This window comes from Micromonospora sp. CA-244673 (assembly GCF_050948395.1).
Classification (GTDB): Bacteria; Actinomycetota; Actinomycetes; order Mycobacteriales; family Micromonosporaceae; genus Micromonospora.
The window spans coordinates 6,048,012-6,072,891 of record NZ_CP192019.1 but is presented as its reverse complement, the minus strand read 5'-3'; the positions used below and the strand labels follow the sequence as shown (position 1 = coordinate 6,072,891).

The window sequence follows — 24,880 nt, the reverse complement described above, 5'->3', positions numbered from 1 at the left end:
CGGACCGGTCGGTACTAGGTATCCCGGGCCCCTGATACTTAAGGAAGCAGAGGATGGCCGAGCTGACCATCTCGACGGACGAGATCCGCGGCGCCCTGGAGCGCTACGTCTCGTCCTACTCGACCGACGTCTCCCGCGAGGAGGTCGGCACCGTCTCCGACACCGGCGACGGCATCGCCCACGTCGAGGGCCTGCCTTCGACCAAGACCAACGAGCTCTTGGAGTTCGAGGACGGCACGCTCGGCGTGGCGCTGAACCTCGACGTCCGGGAGATCGGTGTCGTCGTTCTCGGTGACTCCGCCAAGCTGGAGGAGGGGCAGCGCGTCAAGCGCACCGACCGGGTGCTCTCCGTCCCGGTCGGCGACGCCTTCCTCGGCCGCGTGGTCGACGCCCTCGGCCGGCCGATCGACGGCCTCGGCGACATCGCCGACGAGGGCTACCGTGAGCTGGAGCTGCAGGCTCCGAACGTGATGGCCCGGCAGTCCGTGTTCGAGCCGCTGCAGACCGGCATCAAGGCGATCGACGCCATGACGCCGATCGGCCGTGGCCAGCGGCAGCTGATCATCGGTGACCGGAAGACCGGCAAGACCACGGTCGCCCTGGACGCCATCCTCAACCAGCGGGACAACTGGCGCTCGGGCGACCCGACGAAGCAGGTCCGCTGCATCTACGTCGCCGTCGGCCAGAAGGCCTCCACGATCGCCTCGATCAAGGGCCAGCTGGAAGCGGCGGGCGCGATGGAATACACCACCATCGTGGCCTCCCCGGCGTCCGACCCGGCCGGCTTCAAGTACATCGCCCCCTACACCGGCTCGTCCATCGGGCAGCACTGGATGTACGGCGGCAAGCACGTCCTGATCGTCTTCGACGACCTGAGCAAGCAGGCCGAGGCGTACCGCGCCGTGTCGCTGCTGCTGCGCCGCCCGCCGGGCCGTGAGGCCTACCCGGGTGACGTCTTCTACCTGCACTCGCGGCTGCTGGAGCGTTGCGCCAAGCTCTCCGACGAGCTGGGCGGCGGCTCGATGACCGGTCTGCCGATCATCGAGACCAAGGCGAACGACATCTCGGCGTTCATCCCCACCAACGTCATCTCCATCACCGACGGCCAGATCTTCCTGGAGACCGACCTGTTCAACCAGGGCGTCCGGCCGGCCATCAACGTCGGCACCTCGGTCTCCCGGGTCGGTGGCGCCGCGCAGGTGAAGCCGATGCGGAAGGTGGCCGGTTCGCTCCGGCTCAACCTGGCCCAGTACCGCGAGCTGGAGGCGTTCGCCGCCTTCGCCTCCGACCTGGACAAGGCTTCCCGGGCCCAGCTGGACCGCGGTGTCCGCCTCGTCGAGCTGCTCAAGCAGCCGAACTACTCGCCGTACCCGGTGCAGGAAGAGGTCGTCTCGGTCTGGGCCGGCGTCGAGGGCAAGCTGGACGACATCCCGGTGGGTGAGGTCCGGCGCTTCGAGTCGGAGTTCCTCCAGTACCTGCGGCACAAGCACGAGGGTGTGCTGGCCGGGATCGCCGACAACAAGTGGGACGACGACATCATCGGCTCGCTCGACTCGGCCATCACCGAGTTCAAAAAGGTCTTCCTGGGCAAGGAGGACGAGGTCCGGCTCAACGAGCCGGCGGCGCAGCCGATGGAGGGCGAGGAGAACCGCGAGTCGGTGACCCGCTTCCGCGACGGCACGACCGACCGCCCGGCAGAGAGCTGAGCCATGGCCGCCCAGGTACGCGTTCTTCGTCAACGGATCCGCTCGGCGAAGTCGATGAAGAAGATCACCAAGGCGATGGAGCTCGTCGCGACGAGCCGCATCGCCAAGGCCCAGGCCCGGGTGGAGGCTTCGCTGCCGTACGCCAAGGCCATCACCGGCGTGCTCACGGCGCTGGCCTCGAACGCGCGGATCGACCACCCGCTGCTCACCCCGCGTGAGCGGGTGCGGCGGGCGGGGGTCCTGCTGGTCACGAGTGACCGGGGCCTGGCCGGCGGCTACAGCTCCAACGCGATCAGGACCGCCGAGTCGCTGATCGCCCGGCTGCGGGCCGATGGCAAGGAGCCGGTGCTCTACGTCATCGGGCGCAAGGGCGTCACGTTCTACCGGTTCCGCAACCGGGAGATCGCGGCGAGCTGGACGGGCTTCTCCGAGCAGCCGTCGTTCACCGACGCCCGCGAGGTGGGCGAGACGCTGATCAAGGCGTTCACGGCCGGAGCGGACGACGTCGACGGCGGCGCCGGGGCGGACGGGGTGCTCGGCATCGACGAGTTGCACATCGTCTACACCGAGTTCCACTCCCTGATGACCCAGACGCCGGTCGCGAAGATCATCGGCCCGATGCAGGTCGAGGACCGGCCGCGGTCCGAGGGCCTGCTGCCGGCCTACGAGTTCGAGCCGGAGGCGGAGGCGCTGCTCGACGCGCTGCTGCCGAAGTACATCAACACGCGGATCTACGCGGCGTTGATCGAGTCGGCGGCGAGCGAGTCGGCGGCCCGGCGGCGGGCGATGAAGAGCGCCACCGACAACGCCGAAGAGATGATCGAGAAGTACACGCGTGAGATGAACACGGCCCGCCAGGCCGGGATCACCCAGGAGATCAGCGAGATCGTCGGCGGCGCGAACGCGCTTGCCGCGTCGGGAAGTGAAGTGTGATGACTGCCCCAGTAGAGACCAAGACGGCCACGGGTCGCGTGGTCCGGGTCATCGGCCCGGTCGTCGACGCCGAGTTCCCGCGCGACGCCATGCCGGCCCTGTTCAACGCCCTGAACGTCGACGTGAGCCTGTCCGGCGGTGAGAAGACGCTGACCCTGGAGGTCGCCCAGCACCTGGGTGACAACATGGTCCGCGCCATCTCGATGCAGCCGACGGACGGCCTGGTCCGCGGCGCGGAGGTGCGCGACTCCGGCTCGCCGATCACCGTGCCGGTGGGCGACGCCGTCAAGGGTCACGTGTTCAACGCGATCGGCGAGTGCCTCAACCTCACCGAGGGTGAGACGATCCAGGCCGACGACCGGTGGGGCATCCACCGCAAGGCCCCGGCCTTCGCCGACCTGGAGCCGAAGACCGAGATGCTGGAGACCGGCATCAAGGTCATCGACCTGCTCGCCCCGTACGTCAAGGGTGGCAAGATCGGCCTGTTCGGTGGCGCGGGCGTGGGCAAGACGGTGCTCATCCAGGAGATGATCACCCGAGTGGCCCGTAACTTCGGTGGTACCTCGGTCTTCGCCGGCGTGGGTGAGCGCACCCGTGAGGGCAACGACCTCATCGCCGAGATGACCGAGTCCGGCGTCATCGACAAGACCGCGCTGGTCTACGGCCAGATGGACGAGCCGCCGGGCACCCGGCTGCGGGTCGCCCTCTCCGCGCTGACCATGGCGGAGTACTTCCGCGACGTGAAGAAGCAGGAGGTGCTGCTCTTCATCGACAACATCTTCCGCTTCACCCAGGCCGGTTCCGAGGTCTCCACGCTGCTCGGCCGTATGCCGAGCGCCGTGGGTTACCAGCCGACCCTGGCCGACGAGATGGGCGAGCTCCAGGAGCGGATCACCTCCGTCCGGGGCCAGGCCATCACCTCGATGCAGGCGATCTACGTGCCCGCCGACGACTACACCGACCCGGCGCCGGCCACCACGTTCGCCCACCTGGACGCGACCACCAACCTGGAGCGGTCGATCTCCGACAAGGGCATCTACCCGGCCGTGGACCCGCTGGCGTCCTCGTCCCGGATCCTCGCCCCGGAGTTCGTCGGCGCCGAGCACTTCCAGGTCGCCACCGAGGTGAAGCGGATCCTGCAGCGCTACAAGGACCTGCAGGACATCATCGCCATCCTCGGTATCGAGGAGCTCTCCGAGGAGGACAAGGTCACGGTGGGCCGGGCCCGCCGGATCGAGCGCTTCCTCTCGCAGAACACCTACGCCGCCGAGCAGTTCACCGGCGTGCCGGGCTCGACGGTCCCGATCAAGGAGACCATCGAGGCGTTCCGGAAGATCAGCGAGGGCGAGTACGATCACTTCCCCGAGCAGGCGTTCTTCATGTGCGGCGGTCTTGAGGACCTCGAGAAGAAGGCCAAGGAGCTGATGGAGGGCTGAGAGCCCGCTCACACTCCACAGAGGCCGCCCCGACTCGCGTCGGGGCGGCCTCTGCCTGTTCGGGCCCCTCGTTACCAGATGCCCGGTTCGCGGACAGGCGGTTCGCCGTACCGCGCGGTACCGTTCGTGACACGGCGTTCACATCCTGGGCGTCGATCTCTGCAACGAAACGGATCCGCTCGCCCGTCTACCAGTCGTGGGCGTGACGATGGGAGATGCTCGTGGGTGAGGCCGGCACGGACCGCGGCAAGCGGTCCCGGTGGCGCGGCGTGCCGCGATGGGCGCGGGTCTGCACCATCCTCGGCGTCGTCATGATGGTGCTCAGCGGCTCCGTGCTGGTGGGCTACCACGCGCTGGTCGCCCGCTACGAGGGCGCGGTCGGCAAGGGCGACCTCTTCGGCGACCAGGCGGCCGGCGCCAAGGAGAAGAAGAGCGACATCAAGGGCCCGCTGAACATCCTGCTGGTGGGTGTCGACCCCCGCAACCCGAAGGCCCGCCCGCTCGCCGACTCGATCATGGTCCTGCACGTGCCGGCCGGCCTGGACCGGGGCTACCTCTTCTCGCTCCCGCGCGACCTGCGGGTGGAGATCCCCGAATTCACCAAGGCCGACTACGCCGGCGGCACCGACCGGATCAACGCCGCCATGTCGCACGGCAGCGTGGTGGCCGGGCAGAACCCGAGCGCGGCGCAGGGCTTCGAGCTGCTCGCCAACACCGTGCAGCAGGTCACCGGGATCGAGCGCTTCGACGCCGGGGCGATCATCAACTTCACCGGCTTCAAGAAGATCGTCGACGCCATGGGCGGCGTCGACATGTACATCGAGCGGGACGTCACGTCCGAGCACCTGCAGCCGGACGGCACACCGCGCCGGCTCAAGCCGGGCGGTGGAAGCTACCTGGGTCCGCAGGCCGAATACAAGAAGGGCAACGCCCACCTCAAGGGCTGGCAGGCGCTGGACTACGTCCGGCAGCGCTACCCGCGCAACGGTGTGCCGGACGCCGACTACGGCCGGCAGCGGCACCAGCAGCAGTTCGTCAAGGCCATGGTGAGCCAGGCGTTCAGCGCCGACGTGGTGACCAACCCGGTGAAGCTGGACCGGGTGCTCCGCGCGGCCGGCCAGTCACTGGTTTTCAACGGCCGGGGCAACAGCGTCGTCGACTTCGCCCTCGCCCTCAAGGGCATCCGGGCCGACTCGATCGAGACGGTCAAGCTGCCCGGCGGCCCGGTCGAGACCAGCCGGGGATACCAGGGTGAGCGCCTGCTGCCGCCCGCCGAGGACTTCTTCGCGGCCCTGCGCAACGAGCAGGTCGACGCGTTCCTGCTGGAGCACCCCGACTTCAAGCAGAAGAGCAAGTAGCGTGAGCGCCAACGGGCCCCGGCGGGTGCCGGGGCCGGTTGGCGTGACCGTGGCGCAGCTCTCGCCACCCGCGTTGGGTGGGCTCCGGGGGCGCGACTAGACTTTCGGCAATCCGCCGCCGCAGCAAGGAGACAGCGTGGCACAGCAGCTTCACGTCGAGCTCGTAGCCGTCGAGGAGAAGGTCTGGTCCGGCGAGGCCGAGATGGTCGTCGCCCGCACGACCGAAGGTGAGCTGGGTGTGCTGCCGGGGCACGCACCCCTGCTCGGCCAGCTCGCGGAGCCCAGCCAGGTACGCATCAAGCAGGCCGGCGGCGAGCAGCTCGCGTACGACGTGGCCGGCGGTTTCCTGTCGGTGTCCGGTGAGGGCGTGACCGTCCTCGCCGAGAGCGCCACCCCGGCCACTCCGGCCCGCTGAGCAGACCCGCCGATGGAGATCGTGGAAGGGATCGGAATCGGCGTCGCGGTCATCTTCGTGGCGCTTCTGATCCTCTTCATCCGGCGGGCCCTGTTCACCCGCAGCGGGGGCATCATCCGGCTCAGCGTCCGGGTCTCCACGATTCTCGACGGCCGAGGCTGGTCACCCGGCTTCGGCCGTTTCGTCGGCGACGAACTCCGCTGGTACCGCATGTTCAGCTTCGCGCTGCGTCCCAAGCGGGTGCTCTCCCGTAAGACCCTCGCGGTGGAGCGGCGCCGGCTGCCGGAGGGCCAGGAGCGGCTCTCCATGCCGGCCGACTGGGTGATCGTGCGCTGCACCAGCAACCACGCCCCGGTCGAGATCGCCATGGCACGATCCACCGTCACCGGATTCCTCTCCTGGCTCGAGGCCGCCCCACCCGGGGCGGCCTCGCCACGTCTGGCCTCTCAGGACTGGCCCGCCGCCTGACCCGCCCGCCCCCACTCCTGCCCGGGCTGAGCCCGGCGGCGTTCGTCGTGGGTGGCCGTCGGCGGGTCGATGAGGGGTAGGTGCTCCACGACCCCTCTGCTCCGCAGCCCTCCCAGGACCGCCTTTGCTCTGCGGCCCTCCACGACCGCCTTTGCTCTGCAGCCCTCCACGCAGCGCTGGCGCTGCGGGGGTGTTGCGTCCGTGGCTGCAGAGCGGCGGTGTTGCTTTCGTGGCCGCAGCGCAGGGAGGGGCGGGCCGGTGGGACGGTGGCCGGGTTGGCGATCCCCGGCCCGGGCCCGCTCGCCGTTCAGTCGTTCTCGACGTCAGGTCGACAGGCGCCGGCGAGGAGACCGGTTTGACGAGACCGATCCGTTCACGTCATCACGTTGGTAGGCGCCACGTGGCGGCCTCGGACTGGGGTGGATGTCCGGTTCGTGCCTTGTCTGGGGCGGTGAGTGGAACTCCATGTATGTCTCCGGGGCCCGGATACCTCCATACCGTTCCACCGACCGTCCGCGTCTGGGCGGGGTGTCCGTTTCGCGCGGTGACCGGCGGCATCGCGGCGGTGGAATGGCCGGCGGGTGGGGGTCGTTGTATCCGGGTGGACGACCGAGGACCACGCCCCGCCCGACGGGGTGACCGGCCTGCGTGACAGCTCGGCCCCGCGTTACAGCCCGCCGAGGCGGGACTGCCCGGCCGGGAATGACGGTGGTCGGCCGGTCGTTGTACATGGTCCCGGCGCGACGAAGAGGCTTCGCCCCGTCCGCTGGATGATCCCCCTAAGACTTTCTTGAGCGCCTGACGGTGCTTGCGCACAGCTGAGCCGACCCCCCCGTTGGCGTGTGCGCCAACCCCCGAATGGAGCTACCCCCATGAACACGATCTTCCGTAAGAGTGTGCTGGGTATTGCTGGTCTGGCCTTCACCGGTGGGATCTTCGCCGGTCCGGTCGCCGCGCACGCCGATGCCCGTGCGGTCGAGGGCAAGCCGGCCGCCGTGGCGGTGCAGGGTGACAAGCTGATCCCGCACGGTGTGCAGGGCGCCCAGTCGAAGATCGACCTCAACGACGAGCAGCTGGCCAACGCCAAGGCGATCATCGCCGCCACGAAGAAGGCCGGACTGCCGGAGCGGGCCGCGGTCATCTCGATCGCCACCAGCCTGCAGGAGTCGAAGCTGGAGAACCTCGGCCACCTCGGCGACGCCAACGATCACGACTCGCTGGGCCTGTTCCAGCAGCGCCCGTCCAGTGGTTGGGGTACGCCGGAGCAGATCACCGACCCCGAGTACTCGACCCTGGCGTTCGAGAAGGGTCTGAAGCAGGTCGACGGCTGGCAGGACATGCCGCTGACCGAGGCCGCGCAGACCGTGCAGGTGTCGGCCTACCCGGACGCGTACGCGCAGTGGGAGCAGCAGGCCGCCGACATCGTCGCCCACAACTGGAACAGCTGAGCCAACAACCGCTGGCCGGCACCCCGACAACGGGGTGCCGGCCAGCGGCGTCTCCGGATCTTGGCGAGTTGCCGTCAGCAGCGAACGGAAACTCGCCAAGATCCGGAGGACGGCCGGCCGCGAAGCACGCGGATCGTGCCCCGGACCGCCCGGGACGCGGTCAGTCGGGGTCGGCGACCAGTTCGACCTCGTACCCCTGGGTGTCGGACAGGTAGGCGGCGTAGGTCTGCGGGCCGCCGGCGTGCGGGTGGCGGTCTGGGAACAGCAGCTCCCACCCGTGCCCCGGCGCGGCGGCGACCAGCCGGTCCACGGCGGCCGGCGGGCCGGCGTGGAAGGCCAGGTGGTTGAGGCCCGGCGCGCGCCGGTCGTGCGTGCGTCCGGTGAGCGCCGGGGACTCCTCCAGGACCAGGTAGGTCGGGCCGAGTCGCCAGGACCGGCCGGCCGGCCAGTCCTGGTATGGCGTCCAGCCCAGCTCGCCGAGGAGCCAGCCCCAACTACGCCTGGCAGCGGCGAGATCGGGTACCCACACCTCCACGTGGTGCAGCGCGCCGACGGTCAGCGCTTGCCGCCCGGCACCCATAGCACATCCCCGTCCGGATTTGCCGTTCTTGACAGGATAAAGAGCAGATCGGAGAGCCGGTTGAGATACTTTGCCGGGAGCGTGCTGGTCCGGTCCGGGTCGTGTGCGACAAGCGCCCACGCCGCACGCTCGGCGCGCCGGGCGGTCGTCCGTGCCACGTGCAGCAGCGCCGCGCCAGCGGTGCCGCCGGGGAGGATGAAGGAGTCGAGCTTGCTCAGGCGCGCGTTGTACTCGTCGCACCAGCCCTCGAGGCGCTCCACGTACTCCTCGGTGACCCGCAGCGGCGGGTACTTCGGGTCCGGCTCCACGGGGGTCGCCAGGTCCGCGCCGACGTCGAACATGTCGTTCTGGATCGACTCCAGCACCGCCCGCAGTTCGTCGGTGAGCTGCCCCAGGGCGAGCGCGACGCCGATCGCGGCGTTGCACTCGTCCACGTCCGCGTACGCGGCGATCCGCGGATCGGTCTTCGGCACCTGCTCGTTGTTGCTCAGCCTGGTCATGCCGGCGTCGCCGGCCTTGGTGTAGATGCGCGTGAGGTGGACGGCCATGACGCACAGCCTACGGATCCCGGACCTGACCATCCCGGCGCGGCCGGCCCGCACCGCCTGGCCCGCCGGAGTGGGGCCGGGCGACGCCGGCGACCCGGCGGTCAACGACGTCGACGTCATCCGGGTGTTCGGTGAGGCCCGGCTGGCCGGAACCGTGCACGTGGTCGGGGCGAAGAACTCCGCGTTGAAGCTGATGGCGGCGGCGCTGCTCGCCCCGGGGCGTAGCGTGATCACCAACGTCCCGCGGATCACCGACATCGCCATCATGGGCGAGGTGCTGCGCCGGCTCGGCTGCGCCGTACGCTTCGCCGCCGACGACCCGGTCGATCCGATGGTGGCCCGCGGTGGCGTGGAACGGTCCCGGTCGGTGGTGATCGACGTGCCGGAGCAACCGGGTGCGGAGGCCGACTACGACCTGGTCCGCCGGCTGCGCGCCTCGATCTGCGTGCTCGGGCCGCTGCTGGCCCGCCGGGGTTACGTGCGGGTGGCCCACCCCGGCGGGGACGCCATCGGGTCGCGCGGCCTGGACATGCACATCGCCGGTCTGTCCCGGATGGGTGCGGAGATCTCCGGCGAGCACGGCTTCGTCATCGCCGAGGCCCCGGACGGGCTGCACGGCGCGGACATCCTGCTGGACTTCCCGAGCGTCGGCGCCACCGAGAACCTGGTGATGGCGGCGGTGCTGGCCCGGGGCACCACGACGATCGACAACGCGGCGCGGGAGCCGGAGATCGTCGACATCTGCACGATGTTGAACCGGATGGGTGCCCGGATCGAAGGGGCCGGCACGTCGACCCTGCACATCGTCGGGGTGCCCGAGCTGCGCCCGGTGCGGCACGCCACGGTGGGGGACCGGATCGTCGCCGGAACGTGGGCGTTCGCGGCCGCGATGACCCGCGGCGACGTGACCGTGACCGGTGTCGACCCGGCGTACCTGGAGGTCGCGCTGGACAAGCTGGTCTCGGCCGGCGGCCTGGTGGAGACCCGGGGCGGCGCCTTCCGGGTACGCATGGACGACCGGCCGAAGGCCGTCGACGTGGTCACCCTGCCCTTTCCGGGCTTCGCCACCGACCTGCTCCCGATGGCGATCGGGCTGGCCGCGGTCAGCGACGGGGGCTCGCTGATCACGGAGAACATCTTCGACGGCCGGTTCATGTTCGCCAACGAGATGATGCGGCTCGGCGCGGACATCAGGACCGACGGCCACCACGCCCTGGTGTGCGGTCACGAGCGCCTCTCCGGCGCCCCGGTACGCGCCACCGACATCCGTGCCGGCGCCGGCCTGATCATCGCCGGGCTGTGCGCCGACGGGATCACCGAGGTCTCGCACGTGCACCACGTCGACCGTGGCTACCCTGACTTCGTGGCCGACCTGCGGGCGCTCGGCGTCGAGGTGGAGCGCGGCACCGCCCCCGAGGAGCCCGACCTCGCCATCTGAGGGGCCTACCCTTAACAGCCGTTCAGCCTCGTTGACTAGGGTGCTCGCAGACACTCATTCGCAGCGAGGGAGAAGCAGATGGCGGGTCGACTCGCGGTCGTCGGTGCCGGGTTGATGGGCTCGGGCATCGCCCAGGTGGCGGCGCAGGCGGGCTGGCAGGTGACGCTGCGCGACCTGGACGAGGCGGCCACCAGGCGGGGCGTCGACGGCATCCGGAAGTCGCTGGAGAAGTTCGCCGAGAAGGGCAAGATCGAGGCGTCCGAGGTCGAGGCGACCCTGGCCCGGATCACCCCGACCACCGAGCTGGAGGCGGCGGCCGACGCGGACATCGTCGTCGAGGCCGTCTTCGAGAAGATCGAGATCAAGCACGAGGTGTTCCGCGCGCTGGACAAGATCTGCAAGTCCGACGCGGTGCTGGCCACCAACACCTCGGCCATCCCCGTCACCCAGATCGCCACCGCCACCGAGCGCCCGGAGTCGGTCGTCGGCACCCACTTCTTCTCGCCGGTGCCCATGATGAAGCTCTGCGAGCTGGTCCGCGGCTACAAGACCAGCGACGCGGCCCTGGCCACGGCCAAGGCCTTCGCCGAGGAGATCGGCAAGACCGTCGTGGTGGTCAACCGGGACATCGCCGGCTTCGTCACCACCCGGCTGATCTGCGCCCTCGCCATGGAGGCGGTCAAGCTTGTCGAGTCCGGCGTGATCTCCGCCGAGGACCTGGACACGGCCTGCAAGCTGGGCTTCGGCCACGCCATGGGCCCGCTGGCCACGGTCGACCTGACCGGCGTGGACGTGCTGCTCAACGCCAGCAAGAACATCTACACCGACACCGCCGACGAGAAGTTCTTCCCGCCGGAGCTGCTCCAGCGCATGGCCACCGCGGGTGACCTGGGCCGCAAGACCGGCCAGGGCTTCTACAGCTACTGACCCGTACGACCTGACGCCCCCGGCCTCCCGGTCGGGGGCGTCACGTCTTCCGGGGTGGGGTGAGGGCCGCGCCGAGCAGGGCGAACGCGTCCGGGATGACGGTGCCCCAGTAGGCGAAGTTGTGCCGGCCGTCGGCCCAGGCGGCGCGTACCGGGGGTTCGGGCAGCGCCCGGGCCAGCGCGCGGACGTCCTTGAGGAAGTTGTCCTGCCGGCCGCACCAGAGGCCGACGGGCGTGCCGCGCAGCCGGTCCACGCCGGTGATGACCGCGTCGCCCGGGCGGACCGCGGGGGAGAAGGCGGCCACCGCGCGCAGCCAGTCCGGGTACGCCTCGGCGAGCAGCAGCGCCCCGAACCCGCCCATGGACCAGCCCCAGGCGGCGAGCCGGCTGCTGTCGAAGCCGCGCCGGGCGCACCAGGTGGGCAGCTCCTCGCGGACCATCCGCTGCGGGTCGTCCTCGCCGGAGCGGCGCCAGGAGAGCCGGCCGCCGGTGGCCCCGGCCAGCGCGAAGGGCGGGGCGCCGCGGCGTACCGCGTCGGTGAGGAACCGCGCCAGCCCGAACCGGCCGTAGTCCCGCGGTGTGGCCGAGGCGCCGTGCAGCACCAGGCAGACGGGGAGGCCGCGACCGTCGCCGTACCCCTCGGGCACGGCCGTCCAGAAGTCCACCTCGCGGCCGCGGGCCCCGGAGGCGATCCGGATCAGCCGCTCGTCCCCGGCCGGCGCGTCCGGCACGGCGGGCCCCGGCCCGGGCCGCGGCTCGGTGAGTTGCCGGGCGGTGAGCCCGCCGACCACCGCGGCTCCGGCCACGCCGGCGGCGGCCCCCAGCAGCGTGCGCCGGGTCAGGATGTGCGCCATGCCGGCGAGTGTGCCATCTGCGGATGGCCACCGGGGCGGTCGTCGTTCACCGGGCCGTCGTGGCCCGCCCCGACCTGGTCGGCTCGCCGGAGTCGCCACCGCCCGCGCCGGGCGGCGGAGCGGGTCGGGGTGCGGTCCGGCGCAGGCCGGGGGTGAGCACGAGGGTGGCGGCCAACGCCGCGGCGGCCACCAGCGCGACGGCGCGAGACGGCGCGACCAGGTCCGCGATCGCCCCCGCGAGCGCGGCGCACACCGCCTGCGCGGCCAGCATGCCGTTGCCGTGCAGGCCGAGCACCTGGCCACGGGCCTCGGGCGGCGAGTGGGCGATCAGCCGCTCCTGCAACGGCAGTGTGGCGGCGTAGCCGACCGACGCGATCAGCGCGACGGCCATGGCCACCGGCAGCGGAGGCGACAGCAGGATGGCCAGGTACGGAACGGCGAGCAGCAGCCGCAGCGGGTGGACCCACCGCTCGCGGCGGGCCGGCGTCAGGAACCGTCCCACCACCACGTCCCCGATCAGCATGCCGAGGGCGGCGGCGGCGAGCAGGAAGCCGGCGCGGTCGCCCGCGTACGGGACGAACAGTGCTTCGCAACCGACGATCAGGCCGCCGGGCACCCAGAGGTTGAGGAGAAGCGACCGGCGACCGGGGTCGGCCCAGAGGGTCCGGTTGACGAGGTGGGTGCGGGCGACCGTCACCCGCCCGGCGGCCCGCGCGGGACGCTCGGTGAGCCCGAACCAGCCCACCGCCGCGGAGACCGCCCGCAGGGCCAGGGCGAGCAGGAACACCTGGTACGGGCTCAGCCAGACGAGCAGGACGCCGGCCAGCCCGAATCCGGCGATCTGCATGACTCCGACGCTGGTGTTCATCGTGGCCCGGGCCAGCACGTAGGCGTTGACCGGCACGATGTCGGTGAGCAGCGCCCACCGGGCGCCACCGGCGACCGAGCCGACGTACGCGTTGACGAAGATGATCGTGAAGCGGGCCCACAGCGGCAGCCCGGGCACGGCCTGCAGCGCCGCTCCGGCGGTGGCCAGCAGGGCGGCGAGGGTCAACGCTCGACGGGGCGGCACGCTGTCGGCGGCGGACAGCAACGTCAGACTGCCGAGGACCCCCGCCAGCGGTGCGCCGAACATGCTCAGCGCGGTGAGCAGGGCCGAGCCGGTCGCCGCGTAGGTCAACGCGCCCAGGGCCAGGGCCGACGTCGTGTGCGCCGCGATCCCGGCGCAGTTCGCCAGGAACAGGTTGCGGAACTCGCGGACCGCGAACAGTTCTGCGTAGGTTCTCACCCCGGCATGGTCCGTAGGCCCGCGGCGGATCCCATAGAGTTACGTCTGGAGGCGAAACGTGGGCGTCTGGCAGGTGCCACCCGATCTGGTCGCGCGGAGCCGGTTCACGGTCTCGCCGATGGCCGACACGGTCGGGGCGCTGAAGGCGCTCCTCTTCCCGCATGTCCCGTGGGAGCAGGCCTGGCGACGACCGCACGTCGACGCCTTCCGGCAGATGCTGGCCGCCCGGCCGGTGGCCCGGGCGTTGGTGTCGGCGTCGTTCAACCTCCGGTGGATCGCGGACTTCCTCACCATCGCGCCCGCCTCGGCGGACCCGACGTTCGCGGCGGAGCTGGCGGCCGTCGAGGGGTTGTCCGACGAGCGGATCCGGGCCGACCTGCGTGCCACCCGCCCGGGGCCGCTCGCGGCCGAGCTGCTGGCGGACGGGCTCACCGGGCAGGCGGTGGACCTCCTCGACTGGGTCTGGACGCACACCGTCGCACCGGAGTGGCCGGAGCGGGAACGCCGGCTGCGGGCGGACATCGTGGCCCGCACCGCCGCCCTGAGCACCCACGGCTGGGCCGGGGCGCTGGCCGACATCAACCGCAACGTGCGGTGGCTGGGTGACGGTCGCCTCCAGGTCAACGACTACGCGGAGCCGCCGGTGTCGCTGCAGGAGGCCGAGCAACTGGTGTTCCTGCCGGCCCACTGCCGCCGCGGCTGGGTGGTGTGGGACATGCCGACCCGGTTCGGGATGGTCTATCCGGCGCGTGGGATCCTCGTCGACCCCACCTCACCGGCGCCCGACGGTCTTGCCCGGCTGGTCGGCGCGAACCGGGCCGACATCCTGGCCCGACTCGACGCGCCACTGAGCACCTCGCAGCTCGTGGTGGTGACCGGGCTGTCCCTCGGCACGGTGAGCGACCACCTGCGGGTGCTGCTCGACGCGGGCGCGGTCAGCAAACGGCGGTCCGGGCGCGAGGTGCTCTACTGGCGTACGTCGCTCGGCGCCGCGCTCGTCGCCGGCGGGTGATCAGCCGTCGCGCTTGGTGGTCCAGCGGAAGGTGGTCAGGCAGAGCACCAGGCCGATCACGCACCAGAGCCCGAGGACCAGGGCGACGCGGCCCAGCTCGAACGAGCCCCCCGGTTCCTGCGCCCCGAAGCTGTCCGGCAGGAAGACCGACCGCAGCCCCTGGCACATCCACTTGAGGGGGAACAGCGCGGCGACCTGCTGCATCCAGCTCGGCAGGCTGGTGAAGACGAAGAACACCCCGGAGATGAACTGGAGGACCAGGGCCACCGGGGTGACCACGGCCGAGCCGCTGCGCGCGGTGCGCGCCAGCGAGGAGATGGCGATGCCGCACAGGGTGCAGGCGGTGACGCCGAGGACGGCGACCCACCCGAAGGTGACCCACCGGCCGACGGTGTCCGGCAGGGTCAGGTCGAACAGCGCGACCGACACGGCGAGCAGCAGCGCGGTCTCCGCGATGCCGATGGCCACCACCATGAGCACCTTGCCGGCGAACCAGACCCACTTCGGCATCGGCGTGCCCCGGTAGCGCTTCAGCACCCCGCGGTCCCGCTCGATCGGGATCCAGATGCCGAGGTTCTGGAAGCTCACCGTCATCAGGCCGGTCGCGATCATGCCGGTGATGAAGTACTGCGTGTAGCTGACGCCCGGCGCGATCTCGTCGTTGAAGATCGCCGCGAAGATCAGGATCATGATGATCGGGAAGCCCATCGTGAAGACGACGGACTCCCGGGAGCGCAGGAACTGGGTGATCTCCAACCGGCCCTGCCGCAGGGCGAGCGCGCCCCCGCCCGGCCGGCGGCCTTCGGCGGCGGCGACCGGGGCCGCCGGCTTCGTCGTGGTCGTCATCAGTGTCCGATCATCCGCAGGTAGACGTCTTCGAGGGTCGGCCGGGTCACGGTGAGGCCGGGGACCTCGCCGCCGAAACGCGCGGCCAGCTCCGCCACCAGCGCCGTCGGCGTCGCGGTCTCCGCCGTCTCCGGCGTCCCATCCGGGGTACGCCAGGAGACCGTCGCCAGCGACTCCTGGCGGTTGCCCAGCCGGTTCGGCGGGGCCACCTCGACCACCCGGCCGGCGGCGATCACGCCGACCCGGTCGGCGAGGGCCTCGGCCTCGTCCAGGTAGTGGGTGGTGAGCACGATCGTCGTGCCGGCGGCGGAGAGGTCGCGGATCAGCTCCCAGAACTCGCGCCGGGCCTCCGGGTCGAAGCCGGTGGTGGGCTCGTCGAGGAAGAGCAGCTCGGGGCGGCCCACGATGCCCAGGGCCACGTCGAGCCGGCGCTTCTGCCCGCCGGAGAGGGTGTGGGTGCGCGCCCTGGCCTTGGCGCCCAGCCCGACCCGCTCGATCACCTTCTCCGGGTCGTCGGCGGCCGGGTAGAAGCCGGCGAAGTGCCGGACCACCTCGCCGACGGTCAGCTCGTCGAACTCGCCGGTGCCCTGGAGCACGATGCCGACGCGGGACCGCCAGTCGGCGTCGGGGTGGGCCGGGTCGGCGCCGAGCACCCGCACCTCGCCGGCGTCGCGTCGCCGGTAGCCCTCCAGGATCTCCACCGTGGTGGTCTTGCCCGCGCCGTTCGGGCCGAGCAGGGCGAACACCTCGCCGCGGTGGACGTCGAGGTCCACCTCCGCCACCGCGAGGTTGTCGCCGTACGCCTTGCGCAGCCTCCGTACGGAGATCGCGAGCTCGTCATCCATGACGTCCAGTGTGCGACTCCGGCGGGCCGGGCGGCGGCCCGGGGTGTGGTGGTGTCGCCCATGTCGCGCCGCTCGTGCCCGTCGGTCCGCTCCATGGACCTGTGTGGTTTTCCACAGCCCGTTTTACTGAACGGTAACTTAAACTCCGGCCATGGACGAGAAGGCTCCTTCGGGGCGGTTGCCGGAGCGCGACCGGCCCTGGGTGATGCGCACCTACGCCGGGCACTCCTCCGCCGCGGCCACCAACGCGCTCTTCCGCCGCAACCTGGCGAAGGGGCAGACCGGGCTCTCGGTCGCCTTCGACCTGCCCACCCAGACGGGCTACGACCCGGACCACGAGCTGGCCGCCGGCGAGGTGGGCCGGGTGGGCGTGCCGGTGGCGCACCTCGGCGACATGCGGGCCCTCTTCGAGGGCATCCCGCTGGCCGAGATGAACACCTCGATGACCATCAACGCCCCGGCCATGTGGCTGCTCGGCCTCTACGGCACGGTCGCCACCGAGCAGGGCGCCGAGCTGGCCCGCTGCGCCGGCACCACGCAGAACGACATCATCAAGGAGTACCTGTCCCGGGGGACGCACATCTTCCCGCCGGCGGCGTCGCTGCGGCTCACCGCCGACGTCATCGCGTACACCCTGCGCGAGATGCCGAAGTGGAACCCGGTGAACATCTGCTCGTACCACCTCCAGGAGGCCGGCGCGACGCCCGTCCAGGAGGTCGGCTTCGCCCTGGCCACCGCCGTCGCCGTGCTCGACGCGGTGCGCGACTCCGGCCAGGTGCCCGCCGAGCGGATGGGCGACGTCGTCCAGCGGATCTCCTTCTTCGTCAACGCCGGCGTGCGCTTCGTCGAGGAGATCGCCAAGATGCGCGCGTTCGGCGCGCTCTGGGACGAGATCACCCGCGACCGGTACGGCGTGGAGAACCCGAAGCAGCGCCGCTTCCGGTACGGCGTCCAGGTCAACTCGCTGGGCCTCACCGAGGCGCAGCCGGAGAACAACATCCAGCGCATCGTGCTGGAGATGCTCGGCGTCACCCTGTCCCGCGACGCCCGCGCCCGCGCCGTGCAGCTGCCCGCCTGGAACGAGGCGCTCGGCCTGCCCCGCCCCTGGGACCAGCAGTGGTCGCTGCGCATGCAGCAGGTGCTGGCGTACGAGTCGGACCTGCTGGAATATCCCGACCTGTTCGAGGGCTCGCACGTGATGACCGCGCTGGTCGACGACATCGTCACCGGGGCCCGGGTCGAACTGGAGAAGGTGCTGGAGATGGGCGGCGTGGTGGCCGCCGTCGAGACCGGCTACCTGAAGAGCGCCCTGGTCGCCTCGCTGGCCGACCGGCGCCGGCGGATGGAGGCCGGCACCGACGTGGTGGTCGGCGTCAACCGGTTCACCGAGACCGAGCCGTCGCCGCTGACCGCGGCCGGCGCCGAGGCGATCGAGCAGGTCGACCCCGCCGTCGAGGCGGCCGCCACCACCGCCGTACGCGAGTGGCGGGCCGACCGGGACGCGGCGGCCGTGGACGCGGCACTCGACCGGCTGCGCGCGGACGCCGCGACCACCACGAACCTGATGGCGGCCACGCTGGAGTGTGTGCGGGCCGGCGTGACCACCGGCGAGTGGGCCGGCGCGCTGCGCCAGGTCTTCGGCGAGTACCGGGCGCCGACCGGACTGTCCGGTGCGGCCGGTGCCGGCGGGGACGCCGGCCTGGTCACGGTCCGGGAGCGGGTCGCCGCCACCGCCCGCGAACTGGGGAGCGGCCGGCTGCGGCTGCTCGTCGGCAAGCCCGGCCTGGACGGGCACTCCAACGGCGCCGAACAGATCGCGGTACGCGCCCGCGACGCCGGCTTCGAGGTCGTCTACCAGGGCATCCGGCTGACCGCCGGGCAGATCGTGGCGGCCGCCGTTGAGGAGGACGTCGACCTGGTCGGCCTCTCGGTGCTCTCCGGATCGCACCTGGCCGCCGTGCCGGCCGTGCTGGACGGGCTGCGCGCCGCCGGACGGGCCGACCTGCCCGTGGTGGTCGGCGGCATCATCCCGGCGGGCGACGCGGACGCGCTCCGGGCCGCCGGGGTGGCCCGCGTCTTCACCCCGAAGGACTTCGCGCTGACCGGCATCATCGACGACCTGGTCACGGTGATCCGCGAGTCCAACGGCCTGTCCTGAGGCCCGTCGGTCCCGCCGTTCCGGGGGTCGGTCGGGTCCGGCCGGGTTCGCGGGTTCGGTCAGCCCTCCGCCGGCCGGTCCGACCCGGTCAGCGGCTCGCGTAGGTCCGGCAGTCGGCCATGTCCATCTCGGGCCCGACGGTGATCGCCGGGGCGTGACACTCCAGGTCGGAGTTGTGCCGGCAGTCCGCGCGCTGGCAGGCGCCGACCTGGGCGATCAGCTGCTCGCCGCCGCCACGCACCGGCAGCTCGATGAACGTGTGGCAGTGCGCGTGGTCGCTGCTGCCGATCGTGATGGCGAACGCATGGCAGTCGTTGGTGTGGTTGTAGGCGCAGGACCTGACGGCGCATTCCTCGACCCGGGGCATCTCCATCGACGCGGTCATCTCTCCGGCCCTCCTCTGGACGTCTGCCCCGAACGTAGGTGTTCGTCCGGGTCTGCACCCCAGGATCCGGCTCCGGGTCATGCAGTCGGGTGCCCCGCCAAGATGACCGCGGCCCGACCAGGGGGACCCGTCTGAGGTCTGGGGCGTCTGTCCGGTTCGCGCGTGGCCGCGACCGCTGAGTGGAACCTCATGTAGGTCTCCCGCGCCCGGATACCTCCATACGGTTCCACCGACCGTCCGCGTCTGGGCGGGGTGTCCGTTTCGCGGGGTGACCGGCGGCATCCCGGCGGCGGAATGGCCGGCGGGTGGGGGTCGTTGTATCCGGGTGAACGACCGAGGACCACGCCCCGCCCGACCGGAGTGACCGGGCCGCGTGACAGCCCCGCCCCCGCGTGACAGCCCGCCGAGGCGGGACTGCCCGCCCGGGAATGACGGTGGACCGCAGGTCGTTGTACATGGTCCCGGCGCGACGAAGAGGCCCCGCCCCGCGCGCCGGGTGATCCCCCAAGACTTTCCCCTTTGAGCGCCTGACGGTGCTTGCGCACACCACCCCTTGCCGACCCCCATCGGCCCGCGTGTGCGCCAACCCCCGAATGGAGCTACCCCCATGAACACGATCTTCCGTAAGAGCGTGCTGGGTATTGCTGGTCTGGCCTTCACCGGTGGGATCTTCGCCGGTCCGGTCGCCGCCCACGCCGACGCTGCCCCCGTGCAGGGCACCAAGCCGGCCGCGGTGAGCGTGCAGGGCGCCCAGTCGAAGATTGACCTCAACGGTGAGCAGCTGGCCAACGCCAAGGCGATCATCGCCGCGACGAAGAAGGCCGGACTGCCCGAGCGGGCCGCGGTGATCTCGATCGCCACGAGCCTGCAGGAGTCGAAGCTGGAGAACCTCGGGCACCTCGGCGACGCCAACGACCACGACTCGCTGGGCCTGTTCCAGCAGCGCCCGAGCTCGGGTTGGGGCACGCCGGAGCAGATCACCAACCCCGAGTACTCCACCCTGTCCTTCCTCAAGGGCCTCAAGCAGGTCGACGGCTGGGACAAGATGCCCCTGACCGACGCCGCCCAGACCGTGCAGGTCTCGGCCTACCCCGACGCGTACGCGCAGTGGGAGCAGCAGGCCACCGACATCGTCGCCCACAACTGGAACAGCTGAGCCAAGTAATTGCTGGCCGGCACCCCGAACAACGGGGTGCCGGCCAGCGGCGTACCCAGGGAAAGCCGCGACGGACGGATGGCGAAGGACCACGACGGGCTGGGGGCGAAGGGTGGCCGGCGCAGGGAGCAAGCCTGACCGCCCGGAGCCGGTCACCCTCGCCCCAGCCTCGACCGCTACCAACTCAGACCCGGAACCCCGCAGCCCGAGCAGCCTGGCGTTCGCGACGCCGCGAACGACGCCGCCGCAGGAACCAGAACAGGAAGGCCACGAACCCGACCAGGAACACCAGCACGAGCACCGGCAGCAGGATCGCCACCACCGACATGACGGCGCTGGTCGCGTCCTCGGCGGTGCTTGCCACCGGGGCGCCGAAGCCGGCGGTGGTCGCGTTGATGACCGGGCGGGCCGCCGACTTGAGCAGGTGCACGCCGAGCGCGAGGAGCACGCCGACCACCACCGGCACCCACTGGTGCGAGGAGAAGAAGGTGTCCGGGTCGCTGACCGTCACCGTCTCCGAGCTGGAGCCGGCGCCGAAGGCCAGGCCGCCGGCGGTCGGCCGGACCACCGTCTGCACCACGTCGTTGACGTGGTCGACCACCGGCACCTTGTCGGCCACCATCTCGACGGCGAGCAGCACCGCGAGGATCAGCAGGACCCAGCCGTTGCCCAGCCACTGCCAGCCGCTCGGCAGCTCCATGAGGTCGGTGTAGCGCGCGAGCAGACCCATGAGCAGAAGGGGGATGTAGGCGTTCAGGCCCGCCGATGCGGCGAGCCCGGAACCGGTGAGGACTTCGAGCACGATCTCAATATCGCACCGGTACGCCAGTGGCGCTCGTCGGCGACCGCCGGGTGCTCCGCTACCCTCGTCGGGTGCGGTTGGTGATTGCGAAGTGCTCGGTGGACTATGTCGGACGGCTCTCGGCGCACCTGCCGCTGGCCACCCGGTTGCTCATGGTGAAGGCGGACGGCTCGGTGTCCATCCACGCCGACGACCGGGCGTACAAGCCGTTGAACTGGATGAGCCCGCCGTGCCGGCTTGAGGAGGCTCCCGGCGTGTGGCGGGTGGTCAACAAGGCCGGCGAGGAGCTGCGCATCACCCTGGAGGAGATCTTCCAGGACACCTCGTACGAGCTGGGTGTCGACCCGGGCCTGCGCAAGGACGGCGTCGAGGCGCACCTGCAGGAGTTGCTCGCCGCCAACCCGGAGACCCTCGGCGAGGGCTTCACGCTGGTGCGGCGGGAGTACATGACCGCGATCGGCCCGGTCGACCTGCTCTGCCGGGACGCCAACCAGGGCGCGGTCGCGGTCGAGGTGAAGCGGCGCGGCGAGATCGACGGCGTGGAGCAGCTCACCCGCTACCTCGAACTGATGAACCGTGACCCGCTGCTCGCCCCGGTCGCCGGGGTGTTCGCCGCGCAGGAGATCAAGCCGCAGGCGCGGGTGCTCGCCACCGACCGGGGCATCCGGTGCGTGGTGGTCGACTACGACAAGCTGCGCGGCATCGAGCGCGACGAGCTGACCCTGTTCTGAGTCGGCCGGGCCGGTCAGCGGCCCCGGCCGTACATCAGCTTGGCGGCCTTGACGAGGCGGGCGACGTCGGCGGGGGTGCGTTCGAAGGTCATCGACGGCAGCAGCGACCGGGCCCGGCGGCGGGTGATCGACTTGGCCCGCCCGAACTCGCGGAGCCCGTCCTCGCCGTGGATCCGGCCGAAGCCGGAGTCGCCGACGCCACCGAACGGCAGCGTGGACATGCCGGCGAAGGTCAGCGTCGAGTTGACCGCGGCCATCCCGGAACGCAGCCGCCGCGCGACCGCAACGGCGCGCTTGCGGCCGAAGACCGAACCCCCGAGGCCGTACGACAGGGCGTTGGCCCGGTCGACGGCCTCGTCCACGTCGCGGACCCGGTTGACGGTCAGCGTCGGCCCGAAGGTCTCCTCGCGCACCGCGGTCGAGTCCTCCGGCACGTCCACGAGCACGGTCGGGTGCACGTACGGCGGCTGGACCGCCTCGGGGCCGCCGAGCACCGGCCGGCCGCCGCGGGCCACCGCGTCGTCGATGTGCCGGCGGATGACGTCGACCTGGGAGGGCATGGTGATCGGCCCGATGTCGGCGCCGTCCGGGCCGACGGTGAGCCGGCCGGCCTTCGTCACCACCTTGTCGACGAAGGCGTCGAAGACCTGGTCGACCGCGTAGACGCGCTCGATGCCGATGCAGGTCTGCCCGGCGTTGGTCAGCGCGCCCCAGACGCACGCCTCGGCGGCGGCGTCCAGGTCGGCGTCGGCGTCCACGATCATGGCATCCTTGCCGCCGGCCTCCAGCAGCACCGGGGTGAGCGTCTCGGCGCAGGCGGCCATCACCTTCTTCGCGGTGGCCGTGGAGCCGGTGAAGGCCAGCTTCGCCACCCCCGAGCGGCACAGGGCCGCGCCGACGTCGCCGAGCCCGTGCACGGCCTGGAGGACCGGCTGCTCCGGCACCACCTCGGCGAACCGGTCCACGAGCCACTGCCCGACGGCCGGGGTGTACTCGCTCGGCTTGAACACCACGGCGTTGCCGGCGGCGAGGGCGTAGGCGGCGGAGCCGATCGGGGTGAAGACCGGGTAGTTCCACGGGCCGATCACGCCGACCACCCCGTAGGGCTGGTATTCCAGGTGGGCGGTGAACTCGGCGAGGATCAGCCGGGAGCGCATCCGGCGCGGCCCGAGCACCCGGCGGGCGTTGCGGGCGGCCCAGTCGATGTGCTCCAGGGCGGTGAGGATCTCCACCACGGCGTCGCCGACCGGCTTGCCGCCCTCGGTGTGCACCAGGTCGGCCAGCTCCTCCATCCGGCGGGCGAGCACGCCGCGCCAGCGCAGCAGCCGGTCGCGCCGGCCGGCGAAGCCCAGCCCGGCCCACCAGTCGGCGGCGGCGCGGGCCCGATCCACGGCGGCGCGCACGTCGGCCTCGGTCGCCACCGGGAGCCGTCCAGCCTCCTCGCCGGTCGCCGGGCTCGTCGACACCAGTCGACCGTCCTCGATGAGCGGGGTCCCGGGGACACGCACAGCCGTCATGGCCGAAGTCTAGACCCGAGCGTTACTCACCGGTAGGTCCCGCGCGGCCCGTACTCTGCCCAGGTCGGCGGTGCCGCGGGCCCGGCGGGCTCCACGGACTCCGCCCAGGTCGGCGGTGCCGCGGGCCCGGTGGGATCGACGGAACGTGCCGCCGGTTGAACCGGCGGCGCCCGCCGAAACGTTGAACAGGAGATGGCCGCCCGGGGTCCCGGGGGTGACCACGCGGTGGTGGGAGCGATTACCGTGAGGTGGCAGGCTGACGCCGCGGAGCGACGGTGGGGTGGAGGTCGACTGTCCATGGAGGAGCATCCGGAACTGATGCCGCTGTTGACGGTGTCGGGTGGGGCGATGCGGGGGCTGAGCTTCCGGGTCGGCCGGGATCCACAGCTGGTCGGCCGGGCGCCGAGCGCCGACATCGTGCTGGCGGACCCGCACCTGAGCCGGCGGCACGCCACGGTGCAGGCCACCTCCGACGGGGTGGTGCTCACCGATCTGGGCTCCACCAACGGCACCTGGCTCAACGACCAGCGGATCGTCGGCAGCGTGCCGCTCACCGACGGCGACGTGATCCGGGTCGGCCGCACCGACCTGCGCTTCTTCGATCCGGGCGTGGCCCGGACCGACCCGGTCGGGATGAGCTTCGGGCAGCCGCGCCGCGACCAGCGGCCCACCCTGCCGTTGCCGGTCCCGCCGACGCCGCGGGCGCCGGTCGAGTCGCGTGGCACGCTGCCGCTGGCGGTCGACGCGCACCGCTGACCCGGCGTTCGGCCACACCGGCCGCCGCCTCCGGATGGTGGTGGCCCACATGGACCGGTCGCGGGCGGCCGTGCCAGCATGCGCGGATGGGAAGCGAGCGACACACGGTCCGGGCCAACGGCATCGTCCAGGCGGTCCGGGTGGCCGGTCCGCCCGACGGGGTGCCGGTGCTGCTGGTGCACGGCAACGTGTCGTCCGCCGCCTTCTGGGAGCCACTGCTGCCCCGGCTGCCGGAGACGCTCCGGGTGGTCGCCCCCGACCTGCGCGGATACGGCGACACCGACACCGCCCCGGTCGACGCCACCCGGGGCCTCGGTGACTTCGCCGACGACGTGGCCGCCCTGCTCGACGCCCCCGGCCTGTTCGCCCCGGGCGCCCGGCCGGTGGTGGTCGGGCACTCGCTCGGCGGTGGGGTGGCGATGCGGCTGCTGGTCGACCACCCGGACCGGGTGGCCGGGCTGCTGCTGGAAGCGCCGGTCTCCCCGTACGGCTTCGGTGGGACCCGGGACCTCGACGGCACCCCCACGACGCCGGACTTCGCCGGCACCGGCGCGGGCACCGCGAACCCCGACTTCGTGGCGCGGCTGGCCGCCCGCGACCGGGGGGCCGACGGCCCGACCAGCCCCCGCAACGTGCTGCGCTCGGCGTACGTGGCCGATCCGGCGTCGCTCGGTGGTGACGAGGAGCTGCTGCTGGAGAGCATGCTGACCACCGCCACCGGCGAGGACAACTACCCCGGCACGGCGGTCGCCTCGGCGCACTGGCCGGGCGTGGCGGCGGGGGAGCGGGGCGTGCTCAACGCCCTGGCGCCCGCGCACTTCCGGCTCGCCGAGGAGCTGGTCGCCGTCGGGACCAAGCGGCCGGTGACGTGGGTACGCGGCGACGCCGACGTGATCGTCTCGGACACCTCGCTGTTCGACCTGGCGTACCTGGGGTCGCTCGGGGTGGTGCCCGGCTGGCCGGGGGCGGCGGACTGCCCGCCGCAGCCGATGATCGGCCAGACCCGGGCGGTGCTCGACCGGTACGCGGCGGCCGGCGGGACGTACCGGGAGGTGGTGCTGCCCGGCTGCGGGCACAGCCCGCACCTGGAGCGGCCGGCCGAGTTCGTCGCCGAGCTGCTGGCGCTCGCGGAGGTGCCCTCCGGGGTCTGAGCGACGCGGTGCGTGAAATATCCCACGGCGTCTCGACAACGCAGCGTCACATGGCAGACTCCGGCGCATAACCTTAGCCGCCGTTCATGTCGGCGACGGCGGAGTCAACCAGGGAGGCCGGTC

At 71.8% G+C, this 24,880-nt stretch carries 24 protein-coding genes; 15 read left to right on the top strand and 9 right to left on the bottom strand.

The window, feature by feature from the left end:
* Positions 1-53 precede the first annotated feature (53 nt).
* The 7 genes from atpA (at position 54) to ACQP12_RS27795 (ending at position 7,764) form a co-directional block, all read left to right on the top strand.
* Positions 54-1,706, top strand: coding sequence for a F0F1 ATP synthase subunit alpha (atpA, locus tag ACQP12_RS27825; protein ID WP_357950878.1), 1,653 nt, complete (start codon positions 54-56; stop codon positions 1,704-1,706).
* A gap of 3 nt (positions 1,707-1,709) precedes the next feature.
* Positions 1,710-2,639 carry a F0F1 ATP synthase subunit gamma gene (locus ACQP12_RS27820; protein ID WP_357950875.1) on the top strand — a complete coding sequence of 310 codons (930 nt, stop codon included), beginning with the start codon at positions 1,710-1,712 and terminating at the stop codon, positions 2,637-2,639.
* Complete coding sequence (gene atpD, locus ACQP12_RS27815) at positions 2,639-4,075, top strand: F0F1 ATP synthase subunit beta (RefSeq protein WP_357950872.1); 1,437 nt, start codon at positions 2,639-2,641, stop codon at positions 4,073-4,075. The genes ACQP12_RS27820 and atpD overlap by 1 nt, the downstream gene beginning before the upstream one ends.
* 215 nt (positions 4,076-4,290) lie before the next feature.
* A complete protein-coding gene (locus ACQP12_RS27810) occupies positions 4,291-5,433 on the top strand; it encodes an LCP family protein (protein ID WP_433283185.1) in 1,143 nt (380 codons plus the stop codon).
* Positions 5,434-5,569: 136 nt separating this feature from the next.
* Positions 5,570-5,848: a F0F1 ATP synthase subunit epsilon gene (locus tag ACQP12_RS27805; RefSeq protein WP_091318756.1), complete on the top strand. Its 279-nt coding sequence runs from the start codon at positions 5,570-5,572 to the stop codon at positions 5,846-5,848.
* A gap of 12 nt (positions 5,849-5,860) precedes the next feature.
* Positions 5,861-6,316 carry a DUF2550 domain-containing protein gene (locus ACQP12_RS27800; RefSeq protein ID WP_357950866.1) on the top strand — a complete coding sequence of 152 codons (456 nt, stop codon included), beginning with the start codon at positions 5,861-5,863 and terminating at the stop codon, positions 6,314-6,316.
* A gap of 872 nt (positions 6,317-7,188) precedes the next feature.
* Positions 7,189-7,764 carry a hypothetical protein gene (locus tag ACQP12_RS27795; RefSeq protein WP_433283184.1) on the top strand — a complete coding sequence of 192 codons (576 nt, stop codon included), beginning with the start codon at positions 7,189-7,191 and terminating at the stop codon, positions 7,762-7,764.
* A gap of 160 nt (positions 7,765-7,924) precedes the next feature.
* On the opposite strand, the gene ACQP12_RS27790 is transcribed toward ACQP12_RS27795, so the two are convergent.
* Both ACQP12_RS27790 and ACQP12_RS27785 read right to left on the bottom strand, forming a co-directional pair.
* On the bottom strand, positions 7,925-8,344 hold the full coding sequence (locus tag ACQP12_RS27790) for a VOC family protein (RefSeq protein ID WP_357950861.1): 420 nt from the start codon (positions 8,342-8,344) through the stop codon (positions 7,925-7,927).
* The gene (locus ACQP12_RS27785) at positions 8,320-8,892 is read right to left on the bottom strand and encodes a cob(I)yrinic acid a,c-diamide adenosyltransferase (protein WP_433283183.1); all 573 of its coding nucleotides are present in this window, start codon (positions 8,890-8,892) and stop codon (positions 8,320-8,322) included. The genes ACQP12_RS27790 and ACQP12_RS27785 overlap by 25 nt, the downstream gene beginning before the upstream one ends.
* Here ACQP12_RS27785 and murA point away from each other — a divergent pair.
* Together murA and ACQP12_RS27775 are read left to right on the top strand one after the other, a co-directional pair.
* A complete protein-coding gene (gene murA, locus ACQP12_RS27780) occupies positions 8,891-10,330 on the top strand; it encodes a UDP-N-acetylglucosamine 1-carboxyvinyltransferase (RefSeq protein ID WP_357950855.1) in 1,440 nt (479 codons plus the stop codon). The genes ACQP12_RS27785 and murA overlap by 2 nt on opposite strands.
* A 78-nt stretch (positions 10,331-10,408) precedes the next feature.
* Positions 10,409-11,257 (top strand): 3-hydroxyacyl-CoA dehydrogenase family protein, encoded by an 849-nt coding sequence (locus ACQP12_RS27775; protein WP_357950852.1) that lies wholly within the window; start codon positions 10,409-10,411, stop codon positions 11,255-11,257.
* Positions 11,258-11,297: 40 nt separating this feature from the next.
* Here ACQP12_RS27775 and ACQP12_RS27770 read toward each other — a convergent pair whose 3' ends face one another.
* Both ACQP12_RS27770 and ACQP12_RS27765 read right to left on the bottom strand, forming a co-directional pair.
* Entirely contained in the window at positions 11,298-12,110 is an 813-nt protein-coding gene (locus tag ACQP12_RS27770) for an alpha/beta hydrolase (RefSeq protein ID WP_433283181.1), read from the bottom strand.
* Between the two features lie 46 nt (positions 12,111-12,156).
* Positions 12,157-13,398 carry an MFS transporter gene (locus ACQP12_RS27765; RefSeq protein WP_433283180.1) on the bottom strand — a complete coding sequence of 414 codons (1,242 nt, stop codon included), beginning with the start codon at positions 13,396-13,398 and terminating at the stop codon, positions 12,157-12,159.
* A 58-nt stretch (positions 13,399-13,456) separates the two neighbouring features.
* Between ACQP12_RS27765 and ACQP12_RS27760 the strand changes: the two genes are divergently transcribed.
* A complete protein-coding gene (locus ACQP12_RS27760; protein ID WP_433283179.1) occupies positions 13,457-14,410 on the top strand; it encodes an ArsR/SmtB family transcription factor in 954 nt (317 codons plus the stop codon).
* Here ACQP12_RS27760 and ACQP12_RS27755 read toward each other — a convergent pair whose 3' ends face one another.
* Together ACQP12_RS27755 and ACQP12_RS27750 are read right to left on the bottom strand one after the other, a co-directional pair.
* Positions 14,411-15,256: an ABC transporter permease gene (locus ACQP12_RS27755; RefSeq protein WP_357950841.1), complete on the bottom strand. Its 846-nt coding sequence runs from the start codon at positions 15,254-15,256 to the stop codon at positions 14,411-14,413.
* Positions 15,256-16,101 (bottom strand): ABC transporter ATP-binding protein, encoded by an 846-nt coding sequence (locus tag ACQP12_RS27750; RefSeq protein WP_433283177.1) that lies wholly within the window; start codon positions 16,099-16,101, stop codon positions 15,256-15,258. The genes ACQP12_RS27755 and ACQP12_RS27750 overlap by 1 nt, the downstream gene beginning before the upstream one ends.
* A gap of 151 nt (positions 16,102-16,252) precedes the next feature.
* Between ACQP12_RS27750 and ACQP12_RS27745 the strand changes: the two genes are divergently transcribed.
* Positions 16,253-18,259: a protein meaA gene (locus ACQP12_RS27745; protein ID WP_433283175.1), complete on the top strand. Its 2,007-nt coding sequence runs from the start codon at positions 16,253-16,255 to the stop codon at positions 18,257-18,259.
* 88 nt (positions 18,260-18,347) lie between these two features.
* On the opposite strand, the gene ACQP12_RS27740 is transcribed toward ACQP12_RS27745, so the two are convergent.
* Positions 18,348-18,644 (bottom strand): DUF1540 domain-containing protein, encoded by a 297-nt coding sequence (locus tag ACQP12_RS27740; protein ID WP_357950833.1) that lies wholly within the window; start codon positions 18,642-18,644, stop codon positions 18,348-18,350.
* 607 nt (positions 18,645-19,251) lie between these two features.
* On the opposite strand from ACQP12_RS27740, the gene ACQP12_RS27735 reads away from it, so the two are divergent.
* Positions 19,252-19,800, top strand: a complete 549-nt coding sequence (locus ACQP12_RS27735; RefSeq protein ID WP_433283173.1) for a hypothetical protein — start codon at positions 19,252-19,254, stop codon at positions 19,798-19,800.
* 184 nt (positions 19,801-19,984) lie between these two features.
* On the opposite strand, the gene ACQP12_RS27730 is transcribed toward ACQP12_RS27735, so the two are convergent.
* Positions 19,985-20,602 carry a DUF4126 domain-containing protein gene (locus ACQP12_RS27730; protein WP_433283171.1) on the bottom strand — a complete coding sequence of 206 codons (618 nt, stop codon included), beginning with the start codon at positions 20,600-20,602 and terminating at the stop codon, positions 19,985-19,987.
* Between the two features lie 71 nt (positions 20,603-20,673).
* Here ACQP12_RS27730 and nucS point away from each other — a divergent pair, with 71 nt between their 5' ends.
* On the top strand, positions 20,674-21,333 hold the full coding sequence (gene nucS / locus ACQP12_RS27725; protein ID WP_091269785.1) for an endonuclease NucS: 660 nt from the start codon (positions 20,674-20,676) through the stop codon (positions 21,331-21,333).
* Between the two features lie 14 nt (positions 21,334-21,347).
* Here nucS and ACQP12_RS27720 read toward each other — a convergent pair whose 3' ends face one another.
* Positions 21,348-22,850: an aldehyde dehydrogenase family protein gene (locus ACQP12_RS27720; RefSeq protein ID WP_357941372.1), complete on the bottom strand. Its 1,503-nt coding sequence runs from the start codon at positions 22,848-22,850 to the stop codon at positions 21,348-21,350.
* 297 nt (positions 22,851-23,147) lie between these two features.
* Here ACQP12_RS27720 and ACQP12_RS27715 point away from each other — a divergent pair, with 297 nt between their 5' ends.
* Together ACQP12_RS27715 and ACQP12_RS27710 are read left to right on the top strand one after the other, a co-directional pair.
* Positions 23,148-23,606, top strand: a complete 459-nt coding sequence (locus ACQP12_RS27715; protein WP_357941370.1) for an FHA domain-containing protein — start codon at positions 23,148-23,150, stop codon at positions 23,604-23,606.
* Positions 23,607-23,692: 86 nt separating this feature from the next.
* Entirely contained in the window at positions 23,693-24,757 is a 1,065-nt protein-coding gene (locus ACQP12_RS27710; protein WP_433283167.1) for an alpha/beta fold hydrolase, read from the top strand.
* Positions 24,758-24,880 lie beyond the last annotated feature (123 nt).

Bases quoted from the DNA above. Each gene is read 5' to 3' on its own strand.
- atpA (WP_357950878.1), top strand. From the start codon at position 54: ATGGCCGAGCTGACCATCTCGACGGACGAGATCCGCGGCGCCCTGGAG.
- ACQP12_RS27820 (WP_357950875.1), top strand. From the start codon at position 1,710: ATGGCCGCCCAGGTACGCGTTCTTCGTCAACGGATCCGCTCGGCGAAG.
- atpD (WP_357950872.1), top strand. From the start codon at position 2,639: ATGACTGCCCCAGTAGAGACCAAGACGGCCACGGGTCGCGTGGTCCGG.
- ACQP12_RS27810 (WP_433283185.1), top strand. From the start codon at position 4,291: ATGCTCGTGGGTGAGGCCGGCACGGACCGCGGCAAGCGGTCCCGGTGG.
- ACQP12_RS27800 (WP_357950866.1), top strand. From the start codon at position 5,861: ATGGAGATCGTGGAAGGGATCGGAATCGGCGTCGCGGTCATCTTCGTG.
- ACQP12_RS27795 (WP_433283184.1), top strand. From the start codon at position 7,189: ATGAACACGATCTTCCGTAAGAGTGTGCTGGGTATTGCTGGTCTGGCC.
- ACQP12_RS27790 (WP_357950861.1), bottom strand. From the start codon at position 8,344: ATGGGTGCCGGGCGGCAAGCGCTGACCGTCGGCGCGCTGCACCACGTG.
- murA (WP_357950855.1), top strand. From the start codon at position 8,891: ATGACGCACAGCCTACGGATCCCGGACCTGACCATCCCGGCGCGGCCG.
- ACQP12_RS27785 (WP_433283183.1), bottom strand. From the start codon at position 8,892: ATGGCCGTCCACCTCACGCGCATCTACACCAAGGCCGGCGACGCCGGC.
- ACQP12_RS27775 (WP_357950852.1), top strand. From the start codon at position 10,409: ATGGCGGGTCGACTCGCGGTCGTCGGTGCCGGGTTGATGGGCTCGGGC.
- ACQP12_RS27770 (WP_433283181.1), bottom strand. From the start codon at position 12,110: ATGGCGCACATCCTGACCCGGCGCACGCTGCTGGGGGCCGCCGCCGGC.
- ACQP12_RS27755 (WP_357950841.1), bottom strand. From the start codon at position 15,256: ATGACGACCACGACGAAGCCGGCGGCCCCGGTCGCCGCCGCCGAAGGC.
- ACQP12_RS27750 (WP_433283177.1), bottom strand. From the start codon at position 16,101: ATGGATGACGAGCTCGCGATCTCCGTACGGAGGCTGCGCAAGGCGTAC.
- ACQP12_RS27745 (WP_433283175.1), top strand. From the start codon at position 16,253: ATGGACGAGAAGGCTCCTTCGGGGCGGTTGCCGGAGCGCGACCGGCCC.
- ACQP12_RS27740 (WP_357950833.1), bottom strand. From the start codon at position 18,644: ATGACCGCGTCGATGGAGATGCCCCGGGTCGAGGAATGCGCCGTCAGG.
- ACQP12_RS27735 (WP_433283173.1), top strand. From the start codon at position 19,252: ATGAACACGATCTTCCGTAAGAGCGTGCTGGGTATTGCTGGTCTGGCC.
- ACQP12_RS27720 (WP_357941372.1), bottom strand. From the start codon at position 22,850: ATGACGGCTGTGCGTGTCCCCGGGACCCCGCTCATCGAGGACGGTCGA.
- ACQP12_RS27715 (WP_357941370.1), top strand. From the start codon at position 23,148: ATGGAGGAGCATCCGGAACTGATGCCGCTGTTGACGGTGTCGGGTGGG.
- ACQP12_RS27710 (WP_433283167.1), top strand. From the start codon at position 23,693: ATGGGAAGCGAGCGACACACGGTCCGGGCCAACGGCATCGTCCAGGCG.